The sequence below is a fragment of the Ulvibacter sp. 2305UL32-6 genome (assembly GCF_058148545.1).
The window spans coordinates 1,095,900-1,115,456 of record NZ_JBYVKA010000001.1 but is presented as its reverse complement, the minus strand read 5'-3'; the positions used below and the strand labels follow the sequence as shown (position 1 = coordinate 1,115,456).

Annotated in this window: 14 protein-coding genes; 10 read left to right on the top strand and 4 right to left on the bottom strand. The window is 38.7% G+C overall.

What is annotated here, in order from left to right; translation table 11 throughout:
• The first annotated feature begins 279 nt into the window (after positions 1-279).
• The 3 genes from ACY2RU_RS05300 to ACY2RU_RS05290 are packed head-to-tail and all read left to right on the top strand — an operon-like array spanning position 280 to position 3,766.
• Positions 280-945 (top strand): succinate dehydrogenase cytochrome b subunit, encoded by a 666-nt coding sequence (locus ACY2RU_RS05300; protein WP_490137365.1) that lies wholly within the window; start codon positions 280-282, stop codon positions 943-945.
• A gap of 10 nt (positions 946-955) precedes the next feature.
• Positions 956-2,971, top strand: coding sequence for a fumarate reductase/succinate dehydrogenase flavoprotein subunit (locus ACY2RU_RS05295; RefSeq protein ID WP_490137364.1), 2,016 nt, complete (start codon positions 956-958; stop codon positions 2,969-2,971).
• Positions 2,972-3,019: 48 nt separating this feature from the next.
• Positions 3,020-3,766 carry a succinate dehydrogenase/fumarate reductase iron-sulfur subunit gene (locus tag ACY2RU_RS05290; protein ID WP_490137363.1) on the top strand — a complete coding sequence of 249 codons (747 nt, stop codon included), beginning with the start codon at positions 3,020-3,022 and terminating at the stop codon, positions 3,764-3,766.
• Between the two features lie 87 nt (positions 3,767-3,853).
• Here the strand turns inward: ACY2RU_RS05290 and ACY2RU_RS05285 are convergent, their stop codons facing one another.
• Entirely contained in the window at positions 3,854-6,100 is a 2,247-nt protein-coding gene (locus ACY2RU_RS05285) for a response regulator (RefSeq protein WP_490137362.1), read from the bottom strand.
• Between the two features lie 124 nt (positions 6,101-6,224).
• Here ACY2RU_RS05285 and ACY2RU_RS05280 point away from each other — a divergent pair, with 124 nt between their 5' ends.
• From ACY2RU_RS05280 to ACY2RU_RS05265, 4 genes are all read left to right on the top strand, one after another.
• Positions 6,225-7,367 carry a methionine aminotransferase gene (locus tag ACY2RU_RS05280; protein ID WP_490137361.1) on the top strand — a complete coding sequence of 381 codons (1,143 nt, stop codon included), beginning with the start codon at positions 6,225-6,227 and terminating at the stop codon, positions 7,365-7,367.
• A gap of 148 nt (positions 7,368-7,515) precedes the next feature.
• Positions 7,516-9,738 (top strand): catalase/peroxidase HPI, encoded by a 2,223-nt coding sequence (gene katG, locus ACY2RU_RS05275; RefSeq protein WP_490137360.1) that lies wholly within the window; start codon positions 7,516-7,518, stop codon positions 9,736-9,738.
• A 103-nt stretch (positions 9,739-9,841) separates the two neighbouring features.
• Complete coding sequence (locus ACY2RU_RS05270) at positions 9,842-10,321, top strand: ankyrin repeat domain-containing protein (protein ID WP_490137359.1); 480 nt, start codon at positions 9,842-9,844, stop codon at positions 10,319-10,321.
• 27 nt (positions 10,322-10,348) lie between these two features.
• Positions 10,349-11,128, top strand: a complete 780-nt coding sequence (locus ACY2RU_RS05265) for an amidohydrolase (protein WP_490137358.1) — start codon at positions 10,349-10,351, stop codon at positions 11,126-11,128.
• Here the strand turns inward: ACY2RU_RS05265 and ACY2RU_RS05260 are convergent.
• Together ACY2RU_RS05260 and ACY2RU_RS05255 are read right to left on the bottom strand one after the other, a co-directional pair.
• On the bottom strand, positions 11,115-12,797 hold the full coding sequence (locus ACY2RU_RS05260; RefSeq protein WP_490137357.1) for an Ig-like domain-containing domain: 1,683 nt from the start codon (positions 12,795-12,797) through the stop codon (positions 11,115-11,117). The two genes, ACY2RU_RS05265 and ACY2RU_RS05260, sit on opposite strands and share 14 nt — an antisense overlap.
• A gap of 52 nt (positions 12,798-12,849) precedes the next feature.
• Positions 12,850-13,515, bottom strand: coding sequence for a ComF family protein (locus tag ACY2RU_RS05255; protein WP_490137356.1), 666 nt, complete (start codon positions 13,513-13,515; stop codon positions 12,850-12,852).
• Positions 13,516-13,603: 88 nt separating this feature from the next.
• On the opposite strand from ACY2RU_RS05255, the gene ACY2RU_RS05250 reads away from it, so the two are divergent.
• Both ACY2RU_RS05250 and ACY2RU_RS05245 read left to right on the top strand, forming a co-directional pair.
• Complete coding sequence (locus ACY2RU_RS05250; RefSeq protein WP_490137355.1) at positions 13,604-14,485, top strand: DUF8428 domain-containing protein; 882 nt, start codon at positions 13,604-13,606, stop codon at positions 14,483-14,485.
• Between the two features lie 68 nt (positions 14,486-14,553).
• Positions 14,554-16,089 (top strand): glycine--tRNA ligase, encoded by a 1,536-nt coding sequence (locus ACY2RU_RS05245; RefSeq protein ID WP_490137354.1) that lies wholly within the window; start codon positions 14,554-14,556, stop codon positions 16,087-16,089.
• Between the two features lie 60 nt (positions 16,090-16,149).
• On the opposite strand, the gene ACY2RU_RS05240 is transcribed toward ACY2RU_RS05245, so the two are convergent.
• A complete protein-coding gene (locus tag ACY2RU_RS05240) occupies positions 16,150-16,530 on the bottom strand; it encodes a hypothetical protein (protein ID WP_490137353.1) in 381 nt (126 codons plus the stop codon).
• A 264-nt stretch (positions 16,531-16,794) separates the two neighbouring features.
• Between ACY2RU_RS05240 and ACY2RU_RS05235 the strand changes: the two genes are divergently transcribed.
• A complete protein-coding gene (locus ACY2RU_RS05235) occupies positions 16,795-19,431 on the top strand; it encodes a GEVED domain-containing protein (RefSeq protein ID WP_490137352.1) in 2,637 nt (878 codons plus the stop codon).
• Positions 19,432-19,557: the final 126 nt, after the last annotated feature.

The following is a 19,557-nucleotide window of genomic DNA, read 5'->3' as shown; positions in this document are numbered from 1 at the left end:
ATGATAAAGTAGAAAGTCTTTCAATTGTAACCATTCGAATGAAGCTCTAATTTGATATTAAAAATGACTTCTCACAATACTAATTGTTTATTGGCCAGTGTTCGTTGTATATTAGCCAATGTTTATTTCATAAATGTAATTTTCAAGAGATTTTTACGGTTAAATTCTTTAAGTTTCTAATATAGCTTACTGTGATTGCAATAAAAGAACTCAGATTATTTGGCGAAAGTTTCTTTGAGCCGTATTTTTGTAATACAAAATTTTGAAAACACAACCATAATGGGAATGATATCATCCTCTATTGCCCGTAAAGTAGCTATGGCACTTTCAGGCCTGTTCTTAGTTTTCTTTTTAGGACAACATTTTACAATTAATTTATCAGCCGTCATTGACCCGGAAACCTTTAATAGTTGGTCCCATTTTATGGGAAACAACGGTTTGGTTCAATATGCACTGCAACCCGTTTTGATCTTTGGTGTGGTTTTTCACTTTATCATGGGCTTTATTTTAGAGATAAGGAACCGCAATGCACGTGCTGTAAAGTATGCCTCTTATAAAGGAAGTGCGAATGCGTCATGGGCGTCAAGAAATATGATTATTTCAGGACTCGTGATCTTGGCATTTTTAGGTTTACATTTTTACGATTTTTGGATCCCGGAGATGATTCATAAGTATGTAGAATCACATCCTGAAGATCCAACACGTTATTATGCTGAGACGGTGCATAAATTCGAAAGTCCAGTGCGCGTAGGCTTGTATATCCTAGCATTTATTTTATTGGCTGTTCACTTATGGCACGGCTTCGCTTCGTCATTTCAGAGTGTTGGTTTCAACAATAAATATTCTGTGGCGCTAACCAAATTTGCTAAAGTATATGCGATTTTGATCCCAGTGGGATTTATTTTTATCGCTATCTATTTACATCTAAATCAAATTCCACATTAAAAATAACGCTATGTCTATATTAGATTCAAAAATACCTGAAGGACCCTTAGCAGATAAGTGGACAAATCATAAAAACAAGATCAATCTTGTTAACCCAGCTAACAAACGAAATATTGATATTATCGTTGTGGGTACAGGACTTGCCGGAGGAAGTGCAGCAGCTACGCTCGCTGAGCTCGGTTATAACGTAAAAACATTCTGCTATCAAGATTCACCGCGTCGCGCACACTCTATTGCAGCGCAAGGAGGGATCAATGCCGCCAAAAATTATCAAGGAGATGGTGATAGTAACTACAGATTGTTTTATGACACTATTAAAGGAGGCGATTATCGTTCTCGAGAAGCCAACGTATATCGTTTGGCTGAGGTTTCAGGAAATATCATCGATCAATGTGTAGCACAAGGTGTTCCTTTTGCACGTGAATATGGAGGTCTTTTAGATAACCGTTCTTTTGGAGGTGTGCTAGTTTCCAGAACCTTTTATGCCAAAGGGCAAACAGGACAACAATTACTGTTAGGAGCCTATTCGGCAATGAATCGTCAGATCAATCGCGGAAAGATCCAGCCTTTTAATCGTCATGAAATGCTTGACATTGTAAAGGTAAATGGCAAAGCACGTGGAATTATTGCACGTGATCTTGTAACAGGTGAAATTGAACGTCATTCGGCACATGCTGTAGTAATTGCTACGGGTGGTTACGGAAATGTATTTTACTTGAGTACTAACGCCATGGGAAGTAATGTTACAGCCGCTTGGAAAGTGCACAGACGTGGTGCTTACTTTGCAAACCCATGTTATACACAAATTCACCCAACATGTATTCCTGTGAGTGGAGATCATCAGTCTAAATTGACGTTGATGTCTGAATCACTTCGGAATGATGGACGTATTTGGGTTCCAAAAAACATTGAAGATGTTAAGGCAATTCGAGAAGGCAGAAAGAAACCTACAGAGCTTTCCGAAGAAGAAAGAGATTACTACTTAGAGCGTCGTTATCCGGCCTTCGGAAACTTAGTACCTCGTGATGTTGCATCACGTGCGGCTAAAGAACGTTGTGATGCTGGTTATGGTGTCAACAAAACTGGAGAAGCCGTTTATTTAGATTTTAAATCGGCTATTCATCGCTACGGAAAAGAGCAAGCCTTGATCCATGGAAACCACAATCCAACCGATCAAGAAATTTATGGTCTTGGGAAAGCGGTTATAGAAAATAAATATGGAAACCTCTTTCAGATGTACGAAAAGATCGTGGACGAGAATCCGTATGAAACTCCTATGATGATCTATCCTGCGGTACACTATACGATGGGCGGATTATGGGTAGATTATAATTTACAGACGACCATTGAGGGTTGTTATGCGGCTGGAGAGGCTAATTTCTCTGACCACGGAGCAAACAGGTTAGGTGCTTCAGCATTGATGCAAGGTTTAGCCGACGGTTATTTTGTATTGCCATATACTATTGGAGATTATCTTTCACACGATATCCGTACTGGAAAGATCCCAACAGATACGCCAGAATTTGATCAGGTGGAGAAAGATGTAAAAGATCGTATTCACAAATTGATGAATGCCAGCGGACAACATTCGGTAGATTATTACCACAAGAAGCTTGGAAAGATCATGTGGAATAAATGTGGAATGTCTAGAAACGCACAAGGGTTAACAGAGGCTATTTCAGAGATCGCTGCACTACGCGAGGATTTTTGGAAAAATGTAAAAGTGCCTGGAAGCGAAGATAGTATGAATCCGGAATTAGAGAAGGCAGGCCGTGTGGCCGACTTTCTGGAGTTGGGAGAATTGTTCGCAAAGGACGCTTTAGATAGAAGAGAATCTGCAGGAGGTCACTACCGTGAAGAAAGTGTAGAGCAAAGTGGTGAGCAAAAAGGCGAGGCGCTTCGAGATGATGAGAACTTTAAGTATGTATCGGCTTGGGAATTCAAAGGAGAGCCTAAAGATGCTGTATTGCATAAAGAAGACTTGGTTTTTGAAAATATCGAACTGAAAACGCGTAGTTATAAATAAGATCGATAAGGTGTTAAGCCTTAAGATCGAATAACATAAGACTATATTATGAAACTTACATTAAAAATATGGCGTCAGGCGAATGCAAGCGCAAAAGGAGGCATGGTTACCTATCCAATTGATGGGATAGAAGGTGATATGTCATTTCTCGAAATGCTTGATGTGCTAAATGAAGGTCTTATTAACAAGGGCGAAGAACCTGTAGTTTTTGATCATGATTGTCGCGAGGGTATCTGCGGAAGCTGCTCGTTACAAATCAATGGGGAGCCACATGGTCCAGACCGTTTGGTAACAACTTGTCAACTGCACATGCGAATGTTTAATGATGGAGATACCGTAGTTATCGAACCATTTAGAGCAAAAGCATTTCCAGTGATCAAAGATTTGATGATCGACCGCAGCGCGTTTGATAGAATTCAACAGGCAGGAGGTTATATCTCAGTAAACACCTCGGGTAACACCATTGATGCTAATACCATTCCTATAGAAAAAGAGGATGCAGATGAGTCGTTCTACGCAGCAACCTGTATTGGTTGTGGAGCATGTGTAGCAGCGTGTAAAAATGCCAGTGCTATGCTGTTTACTTCAGCGAAAGTATCACAATACGCTTTGCTACCTCAGGGAGAAATTGAGGCGGCAACACGGGTAATGAACATGGTGGAGCAAATGGATAAAGAAGGCTTCGGAAACTGCACCAATACGGGTGCTTGTGAAGTTGAATGTCCGAAAGGAATTTCTTTAGAAAATATTGCACGTATGAATCGTGAATATCTTTCAGCAACTTTGAAGGGATAAATATTTCAGAGTAATTTCGAAAGAATAAAAAAAAATCCTAGGGTCATTCCTAGGATTTTTTATGCTTTAATACTTGTTCAATATAGATTAAACAGCTCTCAATCGAGTTTCGCTGCGATCCACCGATCTGGTTTCAACAGAAGTGATATTCTTTAGTATTGTTTGTGTAAAGCGCGTTACGTCGTACGGTTTCACAATAATATCGTTCATTCCCGAATCCATTATTTTAAGCCTCATTTCTTCAACTTCGACTGCTGTAAGCGCTACAATTGGAATCGTTTTATTGAAAGTTCTTATCTCTTCAGAAGCTTCCATACCATTCATTATAGGCATGTTGATATCCATTAAAATAAGGTCAAAAAGTTGTTTTCTCGCTAATTCTACTGCTTGCAAACCATTTTCCGCAATGCTACAAACGATCTTATTTTTCTCTAAGATCTTTTTGGTTACAGTTTGATTAATGCGGTTGTCTTCTACGATCAAGATATGTTTGCCGCGCAATAAATTTAGATCTAACAATCCATTCACAACAGTTTTTTGGACCCCCGTTGCAATATCAAAATCAAGAGTAAACGTAAACATAGAACCTTTACCAACTTCACTTTGAAGGTTAATTTCAGAATTAGACAAATTCAGTAATTTCTTTACTATGGGAAGTCCTAATCCAGAACCGCGATATTTACTGTTTGTATTGTGCAATTGAGAGAACTCTTCAAAAATACTGGCTTGCTTTTCCGAAGGAATTCCCATCCCTGTATCACGGATATAAAACTTAACGGAGGTTTTATCACGGGTGTTACGCACAGTTTCTGCAATAACATACACATTGCCATTCTCTGTAAATTTACAAGCATTGCCGATTAAATTCATAAGAATTTGAGATAAGCGAACGGTATTACCATGAATATTTTGTGGTACAGATTCTGAAATATGCACATGGATTTCATTTTTATTCTGAAGACGCATATATTCAAAGGAAGACGTGATCTTCCTGATGAGTTCTTCCAAATTAAAATCGGTATGTTCGTCTTCTAAATTTTTAGAATCGATCTTGTTTAGCTGAAGCACATCGTTAATAAGAGCTAACAAATAATCGGCTGAGAATTTTAACGATTTAAGGTCAGACTCATGTTCCTTTAGAGTGTTGTCTTCGAGTAAAATGGTGCTTAAACCAATAACTCCGTATAAAGGAGTTCTCAATTCATGACTTACAGTAGAAAAGAACTTACTTTTAGTTTTAGAGAGAAGTTCTGCTTCGCGCTTGGCGTTGAGGTATTCTTTATTTCTTTCCTTTAGTTTATCAACGAGCACCTTTCTTTTACTAAGTACGAGGAGTAGCACAAAAAGAAGAATTAGAAAACAGGCTGCAATGATAATTAAAAAGCGATTTAGCTTACTTTTGCTCTCGACCAATTCAGACTTAAAGTTATTCTCGCGTTCTGCCAGTAATACATCTTTGCGATATTCGGCAACCTGAAATTTAGCTGCAAGTGCTGAAATTTCGGCAGAGTTCATGTCATCTCTGTTTTTGTCTTTTAAAGCCTCATAAATAGTAAGTGCTTCGAAAGCGTCATTGAGTTTGTTTTGTTTTTTTAATGATTTGTAATAATAGCCATAAGCATTTTCTAGTTCTATTGTATATCCTTTACTTTCGGCTTCATATATAGATTTTTTAAAATAGTTATTGGCCAATTGATAATTCTCCTTTCTAGAATAATACTCACCCGCTAGATAGTCAAGGGCAATCCCGAAGGCGGTAATTTTGTTTACAGGCTGTAATCTTCGTGCTTTTATAACGGTAGCGTATACTTGGCGTAATTTGCCGTCGTCAAATGCCATTAAAATATCATTATGATACGCCTTGCTCAAACCAATGGTATCATTTATTTTTTTATACAGATCAATAGATTTATTGCTATATTGAAAAGCCTTGTTGTAATTTTTTTGTGCGGTGGCGTAATATTTGGCGAGATCATTATAGCTTAAAGCAAGTGCTGCGGTATTTTTAGATAATTTTGCAAATTTTTTAGACTTTTCGAAGCTTTCACGAGCAAGTAGCGTGTCGTTATTAGACAAGTATTCATTAGCCAATAAATGATAACCTTGATGAATGGCCAGCGGATTTTCGGCTTCAAAGGCATCGTTGAGAATGTCTCGTTTCTCATCAATAGCAATTTGATGTTCAGAGGGTTTAGGTGTCAAATTTCCTAAAGAATCTATATCGGTCTGAATAGTATATTCGAATGCTCTATCATCTTCTGCAACAGCAGAACTTTGTGAAGAAACATTTAAGACACAACAAAAAATCAAAAAGAAGTGTAGGTAAAGCTTCATTGGTTAGTTTGATTTGAGAGGAGGTAATATACTAATAATCTTCTAATTAGGTTGTTTCGTCAGTATATTCATACATTTAATCGACGTTTTAAACACATCATGTAAGGAAATTTTACAAAAAGTTATGAACATACAATCTAAGTTGCCAAATACCGCTAACAGTATTTTTTCGATTATGAGTGCCATGGCTGTTGAAAATCAAGCCATTAATTTGTCTCAAGGGTTTCCTAATTTTCCAAGTGACCCTTTACTAATAGATTATGTTCAAAAAGCGATGCGAGATGGATACAATCAGTACGCTCCTATGGCTGGCGATCATGTTTTACGAGAAATCTTATCTCAAAAAGTGAACAGATTATACGGCAAGAAATACAATCCAGATAGTGAAATAACAATCACTGCAGGAGCAACTCAAGCAATATTTACGGCATTAGCCGCCATGATTCATCCAGGAGATGAAGTTATTGTTTTTACACCTGCTTATGATTGTTATGAACCTGCTATTCGGCTTTTTGGAGGAAAAGTGGTTAAAGTGCAATTATCGGCTCCTTATTATGCACCACCTTGGGAAGAAGTTTCCGACTGCATTTCAGAAAAAACGAGAATGATCATTATCAATTCTCCTCATAATCCTAGTGGGATGGTGTTTTCTGAAGATGATATGTTACAGCTTCAAACTTTAGTCGAAAAACACGACCTTCTGGTACTTAGCGATGAAGTTTATGAGCATATGGTATTTGATGGAGAGCTACATCAGAGTGCTGCTTGCTTCGGAGGTTTGGCGGAGCGAACTTTTATCACAGCATCCTTCGGAAAGACGTTCCATAATACAGGCTGGAAGATGGGTTATTGCTTAGCGCCCGAACCTTTGATGCGTGAATTTCAGAAAGTACACCAGTATAATGTGTTTTGTGTAAATCATCCTATTCAAAAGGCATTGGCGTGGTATATGGAAGACCCAAGTCATTATATGAGCCTTCCTGAATTTTATCAGCAAAAACGAGATTTCTTTCTATCACAACTTCAAGGATCCAGATTCAAAATTCATCCATCTCAGGGAACCTATTTCCAATTGTTGGATTTTTCTGAAATTTCTTCGGAAGGAGACGTTGCTTTTACCGAACGCCTCACCAAACAACATCAAGTAGCGACGATTCCCATTTCAGTGTTTAATGCTGATCGAATAGATTTTAAGCAAATTCGAGTGTGTTTCGCAAAAACCGAAGAAACACTTGGTGCTGCAGCTAATATTTTAAGGCAACTTTGACATACTTTAAAAGTTTTTATCGATCGAAAAACTTATTAACTATAAGTTTTATCAATTAATTAATCATATCTTATGATGACCTTAGCCCTGAGGGATTCATAATATTTGGGTACTTTTAGTCAATCATTAAATTAAAACAATTCAAATTATGGACACTGAGAACAAAGATCACGGCGAAGCCTGGGATATTAACGATAGCGACGCAAGTAAATGCCCCTATTTTGGTGGGATACCACATCAAACCGCGGGAGGTGGAACAAGAAATCAGGACTGGTGGCCTAACAAATTAAAACTAAATATATTACGTCAGCATACTAGCAAGTCAAATCCGATGGAACAGGATTTTGATTATGCTAAAGCCTTTAAGGATCTCGATTACGATGCATTAAAAGCAGATCTAGTAAAATTAATGACCGACTCTCAAGATTGGTGGCCTGCAGATTATGGTCACTATGGCGGTTTTTTTATACGAATGGCATGGCATAGTGCAGGAACTTACCGCGTCACCGATGGCCGAGGCGGTGGAAATACCGGAAATCAGCGTTTTGCACCATTAAATAGTTGGCCCGACAATGGCAATCTTGACAAGGCGCGACTTTTATTGTGGCCCATCAAACAGAAATATGGTAAAAAGATCTCTTGGGCAGATTTGTTGATCTTAGCTGGAAACTGTGCCCTTGAATCTATGGGCTTTAAAACTTTTGGATTTGCAGCTGGAAGAGAAGATATATGGGAGCCAGAACAAGATATTTATTGGGGGTCAGAAACCGAATGGATGGGAAATGATGCACGTTATAAAAATAAAGGAGAATTAGAAAAACCTTTAGGTGCTGCACATATGGGCCTTATTTACGTAAATCCGGAAGGACCTAACGGAGAACCTGACGTACTTGGTTCGGGTCGCGATATTAGAGAAACTTTTGGGCGTATGGCAATGAATGACGAAGAAACAGTTGCTTTAGTTGCTGGGGGTCATACCTTCGGAAAAGCCCACGGAGCTGGTGATGGAGATTTGGTAGGTGTGGAGCCTGAAGGAGGAAAAATTGAAGCACAAGGTTTAGGCTGGTTAAGCACATACAAATCTGGTAAAGGAGATGATACTATTACAAGCGGAATAGAAGGAGCATGGACACCAATCCCCTACCAATGGGATCATGACTATTTTGATGTATTATTAAACTACGATTGGGAATTGACCAAAAGTCCGGCAGGAGCACATCAATGGAAACCAACAGCGGCTTCTCATGCACGAATGGCTCCAATGGCACACGACGCGTCCAAAAAACAGGACCTTATGATGACCACTGCCGATATGGCCTTAAAAATGGATCCTATCTATGCGAAGATCTCAAAGCATTTCCATGAAAATCCAAAAGAATTCGAAGATGCTTTTGCTCGTGCGTGGTACAAACTAACACATAGAGATATGGGACCAGTTTCTCGGTATATGGGTCCAGAAGTTCCACAGGAAGAATTGCTTTGGCAAGATCCAATTCCAGAAAGCAACAGTCAGTTAGACGATGCGGCAGTTACCGAATTAAAGAACAGAATTCTTGCCTCAGGCTTATCTGTTTCACAGTTAGTTACAACGGCTTGGGCTTCAGCGTCGACCTATAGAGGGTCTGATATGCGTGGAGGTGCCAATGGAGCTCGAATTCGCTTAGCCCCAATGAAAGACTGGGAAGTTAATAATCCGAAAGAACTATCGAAAGTTCTTAACGTTCTTGAAGATATTCAAAAGGGATATCAGGGAAGTGTTTCTATGGCAGATCTTATAGTTTTAGGGGGTGCTGCAGCTATTGAAAAGGCAGCCAAAAATGCAGGACATATAATAACAGTTCCTTTTACAGCTGGAAGGGGCGATGCTACTCAAGAGCAAACAGATGTTGATTCTTTTGCACATCTTGAACCGCTTGCCGATGGGTTTAGAAATTATGTAACAAAAGGGCAAGAGATCGCTCCAGAAGAATTGTTGATCGATAAAGCGCAGTTGCTTACACTTACGGTTCCAGAAATGACTGTATTGGTAGGTGGTATGCGCGCATTGAACGCAAACTATGATCAGTCAAGTCACGGGGTCTTTACGGATGCTTCGGAAACATTATCAAACGATTTCTTCGTAAATCTGCTTGATATACGAACTACTTGGAAGGCCGTTTCAGCAGATGAAACCGTTTTTGAAGGTCGTGATCGCGCCACTGATACATTTAAATGGGTTGGGACTCGCGCCGATCTTATTTTTGGTTCAAATTCAGAACTAAGAGCTGTTGCTGAGGTTTATGCTTGTTCAGATTCCAAAGAAAAATTTATTAAAGATTTTGTTGCTGCTTGGACTAAAGTGATGAATCTAGATCGTTTTGATCTGAAATAGTTTTTTGTAGTTAATTATTATCTTAACGAGGATATTTAGAAGGTTCTGGTTGTGTTAAAAACCGCTTCCATACTTTTTAAATATCCTCATTATAAACAAGCCTATGAGTACTGTGTTGTTTGATGCCATTAGGAATGAGGATGTTGCTTTGGTAGCTCATCTATTGAGTGAAAATCCAACTTGGGTACAAGAAAAAGATGCCCGTGGATCAACACCTTTACTCTTAGCAACCTATTACGGACTGGAAGATATTTCAGAAATTATTTTAAACTACAAGCAAGACCTTGATGCGCAAGATGCTTCGGGAAATACCGCTTTGATGGGGGTTTGTTTTAAAGGGTTTGAGGAAATAGCCAGCAGCCTTATTTCACATGGAGCAGCAGTAAATATTACAAACTCTAACGGTGCTACTGCCCTTATTTTTGCCACTACGTTTAATAGGAAATCACTCGTGGCTTTATTGCTTAAAAATGGTGCAGATGCCAATTTGCGGGATGATCGTGGAAATAGAGCACTTGAACACGCAAAAATGCAGGGTCTAAAAGATCTTATTTTGCTATTGGAAGGAGTCTCTTCCAAATAGTACTTTTGTTTTTAGAAGTCAAAAATTATGGAAACCCTTGCAATAACGCTTATACAATCAGAACTTTATTGGGAAAATGCTGAAGCAAATAGAGCCCAATTCTCACAAAAAATACAAAACATTGTCGAGCCAACCGATCTAATAGTGTTGCCTGAAATGTTTACTACGGGTTTTTCAATGAATGCTGATGCGCTTGCTGAAGTACACGAAGGGGAGACCTTGGCATGGATGCAAGAACATGCGGCACTAAAAAATGCTGCCATTACTGGTAGCGTGATCACCAAAGAGAACGGTAAAAATTACAACAGGCTATACTTTGTCTTTCCAGATGGTTCATTTCATTATTACGATAAAAAACATACGTTCACGCTAGCAGGAGAACACAAGATCTATTCCGCAGGAACAGAAAAACTCATTGTTTCATACAAAGGCTGGAGTATCTGCCCACTAATATGTTACGATCTACGCTTTCCGGTTTGGGCACGAAATATTGAAGATTACGACATCCTTATTTATTGTGCCAATTGGCCCGATAAGCGCGTAACGGCTTGGGATGCACTTTTAAAAGCACGAGCCATAGAGAATATGTGCTATTGTATTGGTCTTAATCGAGTTGGCTTAGACGGAAATGGTCATGCCTATTCAGGACATTCGGCAGTTTATGATGCTCTTGGGGAAGAGCAGGAGCATTCAAATAAAATAACAGAGGAATTTGTTCAAACGATCGTATTGGAAAAAGAACATCTCAAGATAAACAGAAAACACTTGCGATTTTTGCAAGATAGAGATCCTTTTACTTTAGAATAAAAGTCTCTTTTAAGCTCCAATTAGGGCGGACTTCGATCTTAGAAGGATAATAGATAATCTTTTCTGGTTGTCTTCGATCGAGAAAACTACCGGTATCCCAAATGCCGTTTTCATTTGTATCTTCAATCACCCGTATATAATAAAAGGCCGGATCAATATTAAAAAATTCGACACGGCCAGGCTCTTTTAAGTAGGTAGTTTCTATTGGCTTAAACTTAGAATCTACCAATTCTACGATCAAAGGATAGGAAGATACATTTTGTAGTGTAAGTGAGATCTGACCATAATCTGAGGCCAGTTTTGTTTTTAGATTATACAATAAGGTGTCGTTGGTTTTTCCTAAAAATGATTGAATTGCTTCAGGAAGAACATCTATTTGGTAACGTTGTTCTTCGGAAGTTGGAAAGGAAATAGAGATAGTATTGTTCTTTTTATTGAGAGAAGCCTTAAATTCTACGGCCAACGAGTCTTTGTCTGTTATTTTGATCTTTTCAGAATTTAGACTTTCCAATGGAATATTTGCAACGAGTTGAAAAGTGTCTGTAGGTTTTACAAAGCCTACCTTTCGAGCTCCAATAACAAGTGAATCGGAATACAACTCACGCATGCGAACCGTCACGGTATCGATAGGCGTTCCACTTAAAGTTGGCGGTAACCAGGCTTCGGTTCTAAAAACCAATGAGTCAACTTCCAAAGCAGGTTTAAACCAATAATAAATGGTGTCTTTTTCTAAATCTTTATAAATACGACTTTTAAAATCATTTGGCACTTCCGAGCGAAGTGTTAGTTGCAAGCTGTCGATCTTACCTGTATAGCCAATAGCGATGCGATTTTTGCTTTCTTGCTTTGGCTTTGCCAAAACATACGCTGCGTTTTCTTTAAACAAGCTAAGGTTGAAAGTGCTGTCGGTTGGAAGTGTCACAAAGCTACTCTCGAATGCAATTTTATCGGTAGACGGCTGAAAGGTATAATCACTATTTTTCTCCTGCAGTGCCATCAATAAATAGGTGCCTTCTTTGACGTTAGAAAGTTCAAAGGTTCTAGTGCTATCACGTGTTGTGGTAATATAAGTGGGTTTTTCCGAAAAGATCAAGGAATCCTTAAAAGCATCATTTACCTCATACAACATAATGGTAGCGGGTTCAGCCGATTTCAGAAGTTTGATATCGCGTACCGTACCGCTTAGCTTAAGACTGTCAATATAGCTTCCTGTAGAAAACACATACTTGAAATATTCATATGGGTTGTTTTCATTATTATCAACAATGCTTTGACCGAAGTTAATTGAATAGGTTGTGTTTTCTTTTAAAGTATCAAGAATTTTTATCTTCAGCGTTTTTGAAGTACTGAGAGGGGTGATGACCGGCGTATATTTTAAAGGAGGCGAAATGATCAAATTCTTCTGGATGTCGTTAAGCTTAATATATTCATCGAAGGTGATACGGATCTCTTTTGCTGAAAAGCGCGTTGTATAATTTTCGGGAACACTCTTTAGAATGACAGGGGGAATAGTGTCTTTAGCCCCGCCAGTAGGCCGTCCTTTTTTTGCGCAATCTGCAAACGAAAGCATAAATAAAAGCGCTATAGGAATATAGAGCAGCCGGTGTTTTATTTGATGAAAAGTTATTCTAGCCATAGTAACGGAAACAAAAGTAGGAAGATTTTTCAAGTAAGGGCTTTTAATTGTTCTAAAGAACGCTGAAACGTTTTTTCTAAAAGAACTACTGCGTGATTGCTATGGTAGCCAAACTGATCTTAGCATTGGTTCCGTTGATAAGTTGAAGCGCACAATTCTCTAGGGTTGCTCCTGTTGTTACAATATCGTCAACCAATAAGATGTGCTTGTCGTTGATGAGGTCTGAATGCTGTACGGTAAAAATTTGCGGTGCGCCAAAACGTGTAAAACGTTGTTTAAAGACTTGCGAACTGGTTTTAGAGATCTTTAATAAGATATTATCCATATAAGGTCTGTTGAGTGCCGCGGCAATTTCTTTTCCAAAACCTGCCACCTGATTATAACCCCGTTTTTTCAGTTTTTGTTTATGCAAAGGAACTGGGATCACAAGATCAATGGTTTGGTATTGTTCTATTTCGGCTAATTCGGCGCCTAACCATTTTCCGAAGAAAACACCAATTTGTTCTTGTCCGCGATATTTTAAATTGTGCATTAGCTCTTGAGTAATGCCTCTTTTTTGAAATTGTAATAGGGCTGTAGCGTTTTCTAGCGGGAATCTTCCGAAGAAAACTTGCTTCATTGCTTGATGGTTGTTTCTATGATGACAAGCTAAGGGAAGGTCGTGAATACACTGGGTGCAGATCACTTTTTCATTTGTAGCTAAGATCTTTTTACAGCCATTACAATGCTTTGGAAATAACAGATTTAACATATTTTATAACTTTTTACCATTTCATAAACGTTTTTGCAATGTAACTGTGTTTACTTTAGCACCTTAGTAACCATCTAATTTATATTTTATGACCACAGAGAATAACAGCACTAAATTTAAGGTTTTAATTGGTGTATTATCTGTTTTACTTATTGCACTGGCCGTTTATACGGTTAAGTTATTTAATGACAGTAAGGATACTGAAACGAATTTGACAGCCGAAAAGGTTAAAATTGAAGGAGAATTGGAAGACCTCATCGCGAACTATGATGAGATCATTCAAGATAACGAACTAAAAGATCAAGATCTTTTGGCGGCACGTGAACGGATCAATGTTTTATTGGATTCTGTTAAAAAATCTGAAGCCAACGTTGGACTTATTGAGCGATATAAAGCTGAAATAGGGCGTCTTAAACGTGAGCGAACCATGCTCTTTAAGAAAGCCGACAGTCTTATTGTGGAAAATCAGCGACTTGCATTGGAGCGCGATAGTACCAACGTGGTGCTTGAATCTACTCGTCAAACGGTCGATTCTGTTAGTTTGAGTAACGTTATGATGTCTGAAACAATCAAAAAAGCTTCAGTAATTAACGCGATCGACCTGCGTGGAGAGGCTGTAATTGTTAGAAACAGCGGTAAGATAGTTGACACAAAACGATCTAGCAGAGCCGATAAGATACGAGCTTGTTTTACATTAGCACCTAATGCTATTGCTCAAAAGGGTGATCGAATATTGTACGTTCAGGTAATTAATCCAAAGAATACGATTCTTGGTGAAAAAGGTATTTTGGAAGTGGACAATGCAGTAGTGAACTACAGTGCATCTTCAAGAGTGTTTTACGAAAATGAAGAGCTGGATGTGTGTGTTCTTGTAAACGCTTTGGAAGCCGATCTTATTGAAGGAAGGTATACAATTACTGTATTTGATGGAGCTGCACAGATCGCCACAACGACCATGATTTTGAAATAATATAGAATACTTTTAAAAAAAACAAATCCGCTGTGATGTTATCATAGCGGATTTTTTATTTTTGCGCTATGGCAAACAACGAAGATCAATTTAAACGCGTAGTATCTCACGCAAAAGAATACGGATACATTTTTGGATCAAGCGAAATTTATGACGGCCTGAGTGCGGTCTATGATTATGCCCAAAATGGTGTAGAGTTGAAAAAGAATATCAGAGAATACTGGTGGCGAAGTATGGTTCATATGCATCAGAATATCGTTGGAATTGACTCTGCAATTCTTATGCATCCTACTATTTGGAAGGCTTCCGGACACGTTGATGCGTTTAATGACCCGTTGATTGATAACAAAGATTCAAAGAAGCGGTATCGCGCCGATGTGTTGATTGAAGATTATGCTGAAAAACTCAACCAAAAGGCAGAAAAGGAGATCGCAAAAGCAGCCAAACGTTTCGGGGAAAGTTTTGACGAAGCCGAATTTGTAGCTACAAACCCAAGAGTAGTTGGGTATTTGACTAAAAAGAAAGAAGTTTTAGAACGCATGGCGCGTTCATTAGATAATGAAGACCTAGCCGATGTAAAGGCTTTGATCGAAGAACTTGAAATTGCAGACCCAGCTACCGGTAGCCGAAATTGGACCGATGTAAAGCAGTTCAACCTAATGTTTGGAACCAAACTTGGTGCTGATGCCGAAAATGCAATGGATCTGTATTTGCGTCCTGAAACAGCACAAGGAATTTTTGTCAATTTCTTAAATGTGCAGAAGTCGGGTAGAATGAAGATTCCCTTCGGAATTGCACAAACGGGGAAGGCGTTTAGAAACGAAATCGTTGCACGACAGTTTATCTTTAGAATGCGCGAGTTTGAACAAATGGAAATGCAATTTTTTGTACGTCCAGGAGAGCAGAAAAAATGGTACGAACACTGGAAAGAAACCCGCTTAAAATGGCATCTTTCTTTAGGCATGGGCGCCGAAAACTATCGTTTTCACGATCATGAAAAGTTGGCGCACTACGCCGATGCTGCCTCCGATATTGAGTTTAATTTTCCTTTCGGATTTAAAGAATTGGAGGGAATTCACTCAAGAACCGATTATGACCTAAGTCAACATGAAAAGTTTACAGGTAAAAAACTTCGCTATTTCGATCCTGAAATTAATGAAAGCTATATTCCTTATGTAGTGGAAACTTCTATAGGACTGGATCGCATGTTTTTAGCTGTCTTGAGTCATTCACTTGAGGAAGAAACCCTTGAAGATGGCAGTACACGTACTGTTTTAAAATTACCGTCCATTTTAGCTCCAACAAAAGCAGCTATCTTTCCGTTGGTTAAAAAAGATGGATTGCCGGAACTAGCCAAACAGATCGTAGACGATCTGCAATGGGATTACAATGTTTTATATGACGAAAAAGATGCTGTAGGAAAGCGCTATCGCCGTCAGGATGCAGCGGGAACCCCTTTCTGTATTACTGTTGATCATCAATCATTAGAGGATCAGACCGTAACTATTCGTCATAGAGATACTATGGAGCAAGAACGAGTTGCCATCAAAGACCTTTCAGAAAAACTAAAAGATAGTATTTCCTTTAAAACATGGTTACAGTAATCTTAAATAAAAATTAGTTGTACTATAAAAATTAGTTGTACTAATTAAGAAGGGAAAGTCCTATTCAATTCTTGTCTGAATATCGCTTAGCTCAACAGGGTTGGCCTTGTCACAGCGGTTCATCATACGCAATGGTCTAAAACTAAACCATACTTTCATACCAGAAACATGAAAGCTTGGGTCTAAATTAATAGGATCTAGTAAAGTTCCCGTTTTATCGGCCATTCTTATGGTAAATGGGCAGTCGTTTTCTACTTCGGAAGCGACAATAGTTCCGCGCATCATACCAGCTTCTATCATTTTGGCAGCAACTTCTTTGCTATTTGAGGCTTCTACAATGTCTTGATTCATCGTTGAAGATTCTTCAGAAGTTTTTTGAGTTCCGCAGCACGAAAAAAGTAAAATTGTAGTCGCGGCAAAAATGGCTTTAGCAAACGTCATAGCGTTAAGTTTTATGGTTATATGATTGCTAAATTACAAATATTGTGCCGTATAGCAGAACATTACTTTAGGGAAAAACCGCAATAAAATAAAAACGCCCAAGTTCATTGGTCCTCTGCAAAAAAGTAACCTACTCATTATCAGACTAGTTATTTTGTAAGTTTTGCTTAAAAATGCATTGTTTTTTCAATAAATCATGTTATTTTTAGGGTTCTAAAAAAAATAACTAAATCTTAATTTGAAATGAAATTTACGTACTACATTATGGCGTTACTATTCCTAGTTACATTAGGGGTATCCGCTCAAGAAAGTTATGGTCCTACTGATGTAGGAATGCTGGAAGGTCCAGTATATGTTCCGAGTATTGCTGAACAACAACGTTCAGGTATGTTGGTTTTAGCCGACAATTCACCAATGCTAGGTCAGCCAAAAAGAAAACATGGGAACAATATTGTTCCTGGAAAGGGCTCTGACGGAAATGATCCGTTGGTAGACATACAGCGTAATGCCACGCAACAACGTGTACAGCCGCCAATTTTAACATTTATTGCTGATATTTCTTCTGCAACACCTTCAGATCCTACGGGTGCTGTAGGTCCTAATCACTACGTTGGCGCATGGAATTCTTCGTTTCGAATTTTCGATAAAAATGGAAATCCATTGACCGCTGAAGCATCTTTAGCGACTTTATTCCCAGGGAATGCAATTGGGGATCCTATTGTATTTTATGATGCTGAAGCAGATCGCTTTGTAATTACAGAGTTTGATAACAGCCCTAATGGCTTTAACATCGCAGTTTGTCAAGGTTCAGACCCTGTAAATGATGGATGGCATGTGTATACATCTGGCTTTTCAACAGGATCGTTCCCAGATTATACAAAATTCTCTGTATTTGGTGACAAATACATGGTAACAGCCAATATTGGTGCTACTAATCGTGTTTTTGCGGTTGAGCGTAATGAAATGTTAAATGGTGATCCTTCACAATTTGTAGCGCTTCCTTTACCAGGAATTGCAACAAGTGGTTTTTATAGCCCACAGGCGTTTCACACAACTGATGATGCATTAGCGCCTAGCACGGCACCCTGTCCTATTGTTTATTTACAAGATGATGCTTGGTCTGGTGTAAGTGATGACCATATTAAATTATGGAACGCAACCATTGATTGGACTAATGCGGCAGGTGCAAGTATGAGTGCTGCGCAAGTGATTACAACAGCAGATTTTGTAAGTGTATTTGATGGAGGTTCTTTCTCTAACCGTCCTCAAGGGGGTGGTGTAGATATTGATATCTTACAAGCGACAATTATGAATCAAGCACAATATCGCAGATTTCCTGGATACAATTCAGCAGTCTTTAATTTTGTAGTAGATGTAGTTGCAGGAGCAGGAGAAAAGGCAGCAATTCGTTGGTATGAATTACGCCAAACAGGTGGTGACAGTGCACCATGGTCTATTTTCCAAGAAGGTACTTACGAAGCTCCAGACGGACGTGATGCTTATTCAGGTTCAATGGTTATGAATGATAACGGAGACATTGCAATGGGATATACTTCTTCCTCTGCAACCGATAGAATTTCTATTCGCTATACAGGCCAATTGGCTGGTGCGCCATTAAATTCAATGAATGTTGCTGAAGAATTGATCGCACAGAGTACTGGTGCAAACCCTTCCAATCGTTTGGCCGATTATGTACACTGTACTTGGGATCCTGTAGATAATACTTTTTGGCATATTGCAGAATACTTCGAGACTTCTCGTCGTGATGTAGTTGCTCATTTCTCATTACAGCCACCAGCTCCAGATGATGTTGGTGTTGTAACTATTGATGAACCTAATAGTGGTCCGTTAACAGCTACGGAAGATGTTACTATTACAATTCGTAACTTTGGTAGTAACGCGATCTCAAACCCAATTGTACAATACACAATTGATGCAGGTGTACCTGTAATTGAAACTTCTACAACGGGTTCTATTCCTGCAGGTGGTACAGCAAGTTATACTTTTATGGCTCAAGCTGATTTATCAGGTGCTGGTCCATTTGTGATCGAAGCAAAAACTAATTTAGTTGGTGATACAAATACAGGAAATGATACCGCCGTAAAAACTGTTATGCAGCAAGTTGGTGGTTATTGTGAGCCTGAAGCCCTAATGGGATGTAATATTGACGGAATCAAGAAATTTGTTCTTAATACAATTGATGCAGACGATGGTGGCGATGGTTGTAATACTGAACCAGCAGGTAGCCCACAAGGGTATGCAGACAGAACAGCACTTTCTACGCAATTATTAAATACAGCAGGTAATAATGTTTACACTTTACAAGCCCAGCAAAACTGGCCAGGTGGTGTTGGTGTTGAGCAATTATCTGTTTGGATCGATTTTGATGATAGTGGTACGTTTGAGGTTTCAGAACGTTTAATTGACGGGGAAACCTTTACTGTTGATAATGCATTACAAGATTTCAACTTAGAAATTCCTATTGGTGCTAACATGGGAGCACACCGTTTACGTGCAAAAGCAATTGATGGATCAGCTGGAGGAGATGTATTAGATCCTTGTACTGATTTTGATTTTGGTGAAGTTCAAGATTATACTGTGATCATCACTGATGTACTTGGAACGAACGAAAATATCTTTAACGAAGGTGATTTTGTAATTTTGAGTAAAGACAATAACCAATATGAGGTTACTTTGACAACTGATAATTTTGATGGTGTTGCTGCGGTATATGTTTACAATCTTGCAGGGCAGGTAGTAGCATTCCAAAACCTTTCTAAGCAAGGTTCTAGTTATGTTTATAACTTAAACATGTCTTATGCTGCTGGTGGAGTATACTTGATCAAAATGGGAGATGAAAGATCTTCATCTTTTGTAACAGGAAAGATCATTGTTAAATAATACGATCTTAATCTGATTGTAAAAATCCCGCCATTTGGCGGGATTTTTTATTTTATAACTTAAATCAAGATGCGCCTAATGTAATTATTGTATTGATAGTCCTTTTACTGTGGCAGCTATTACCCT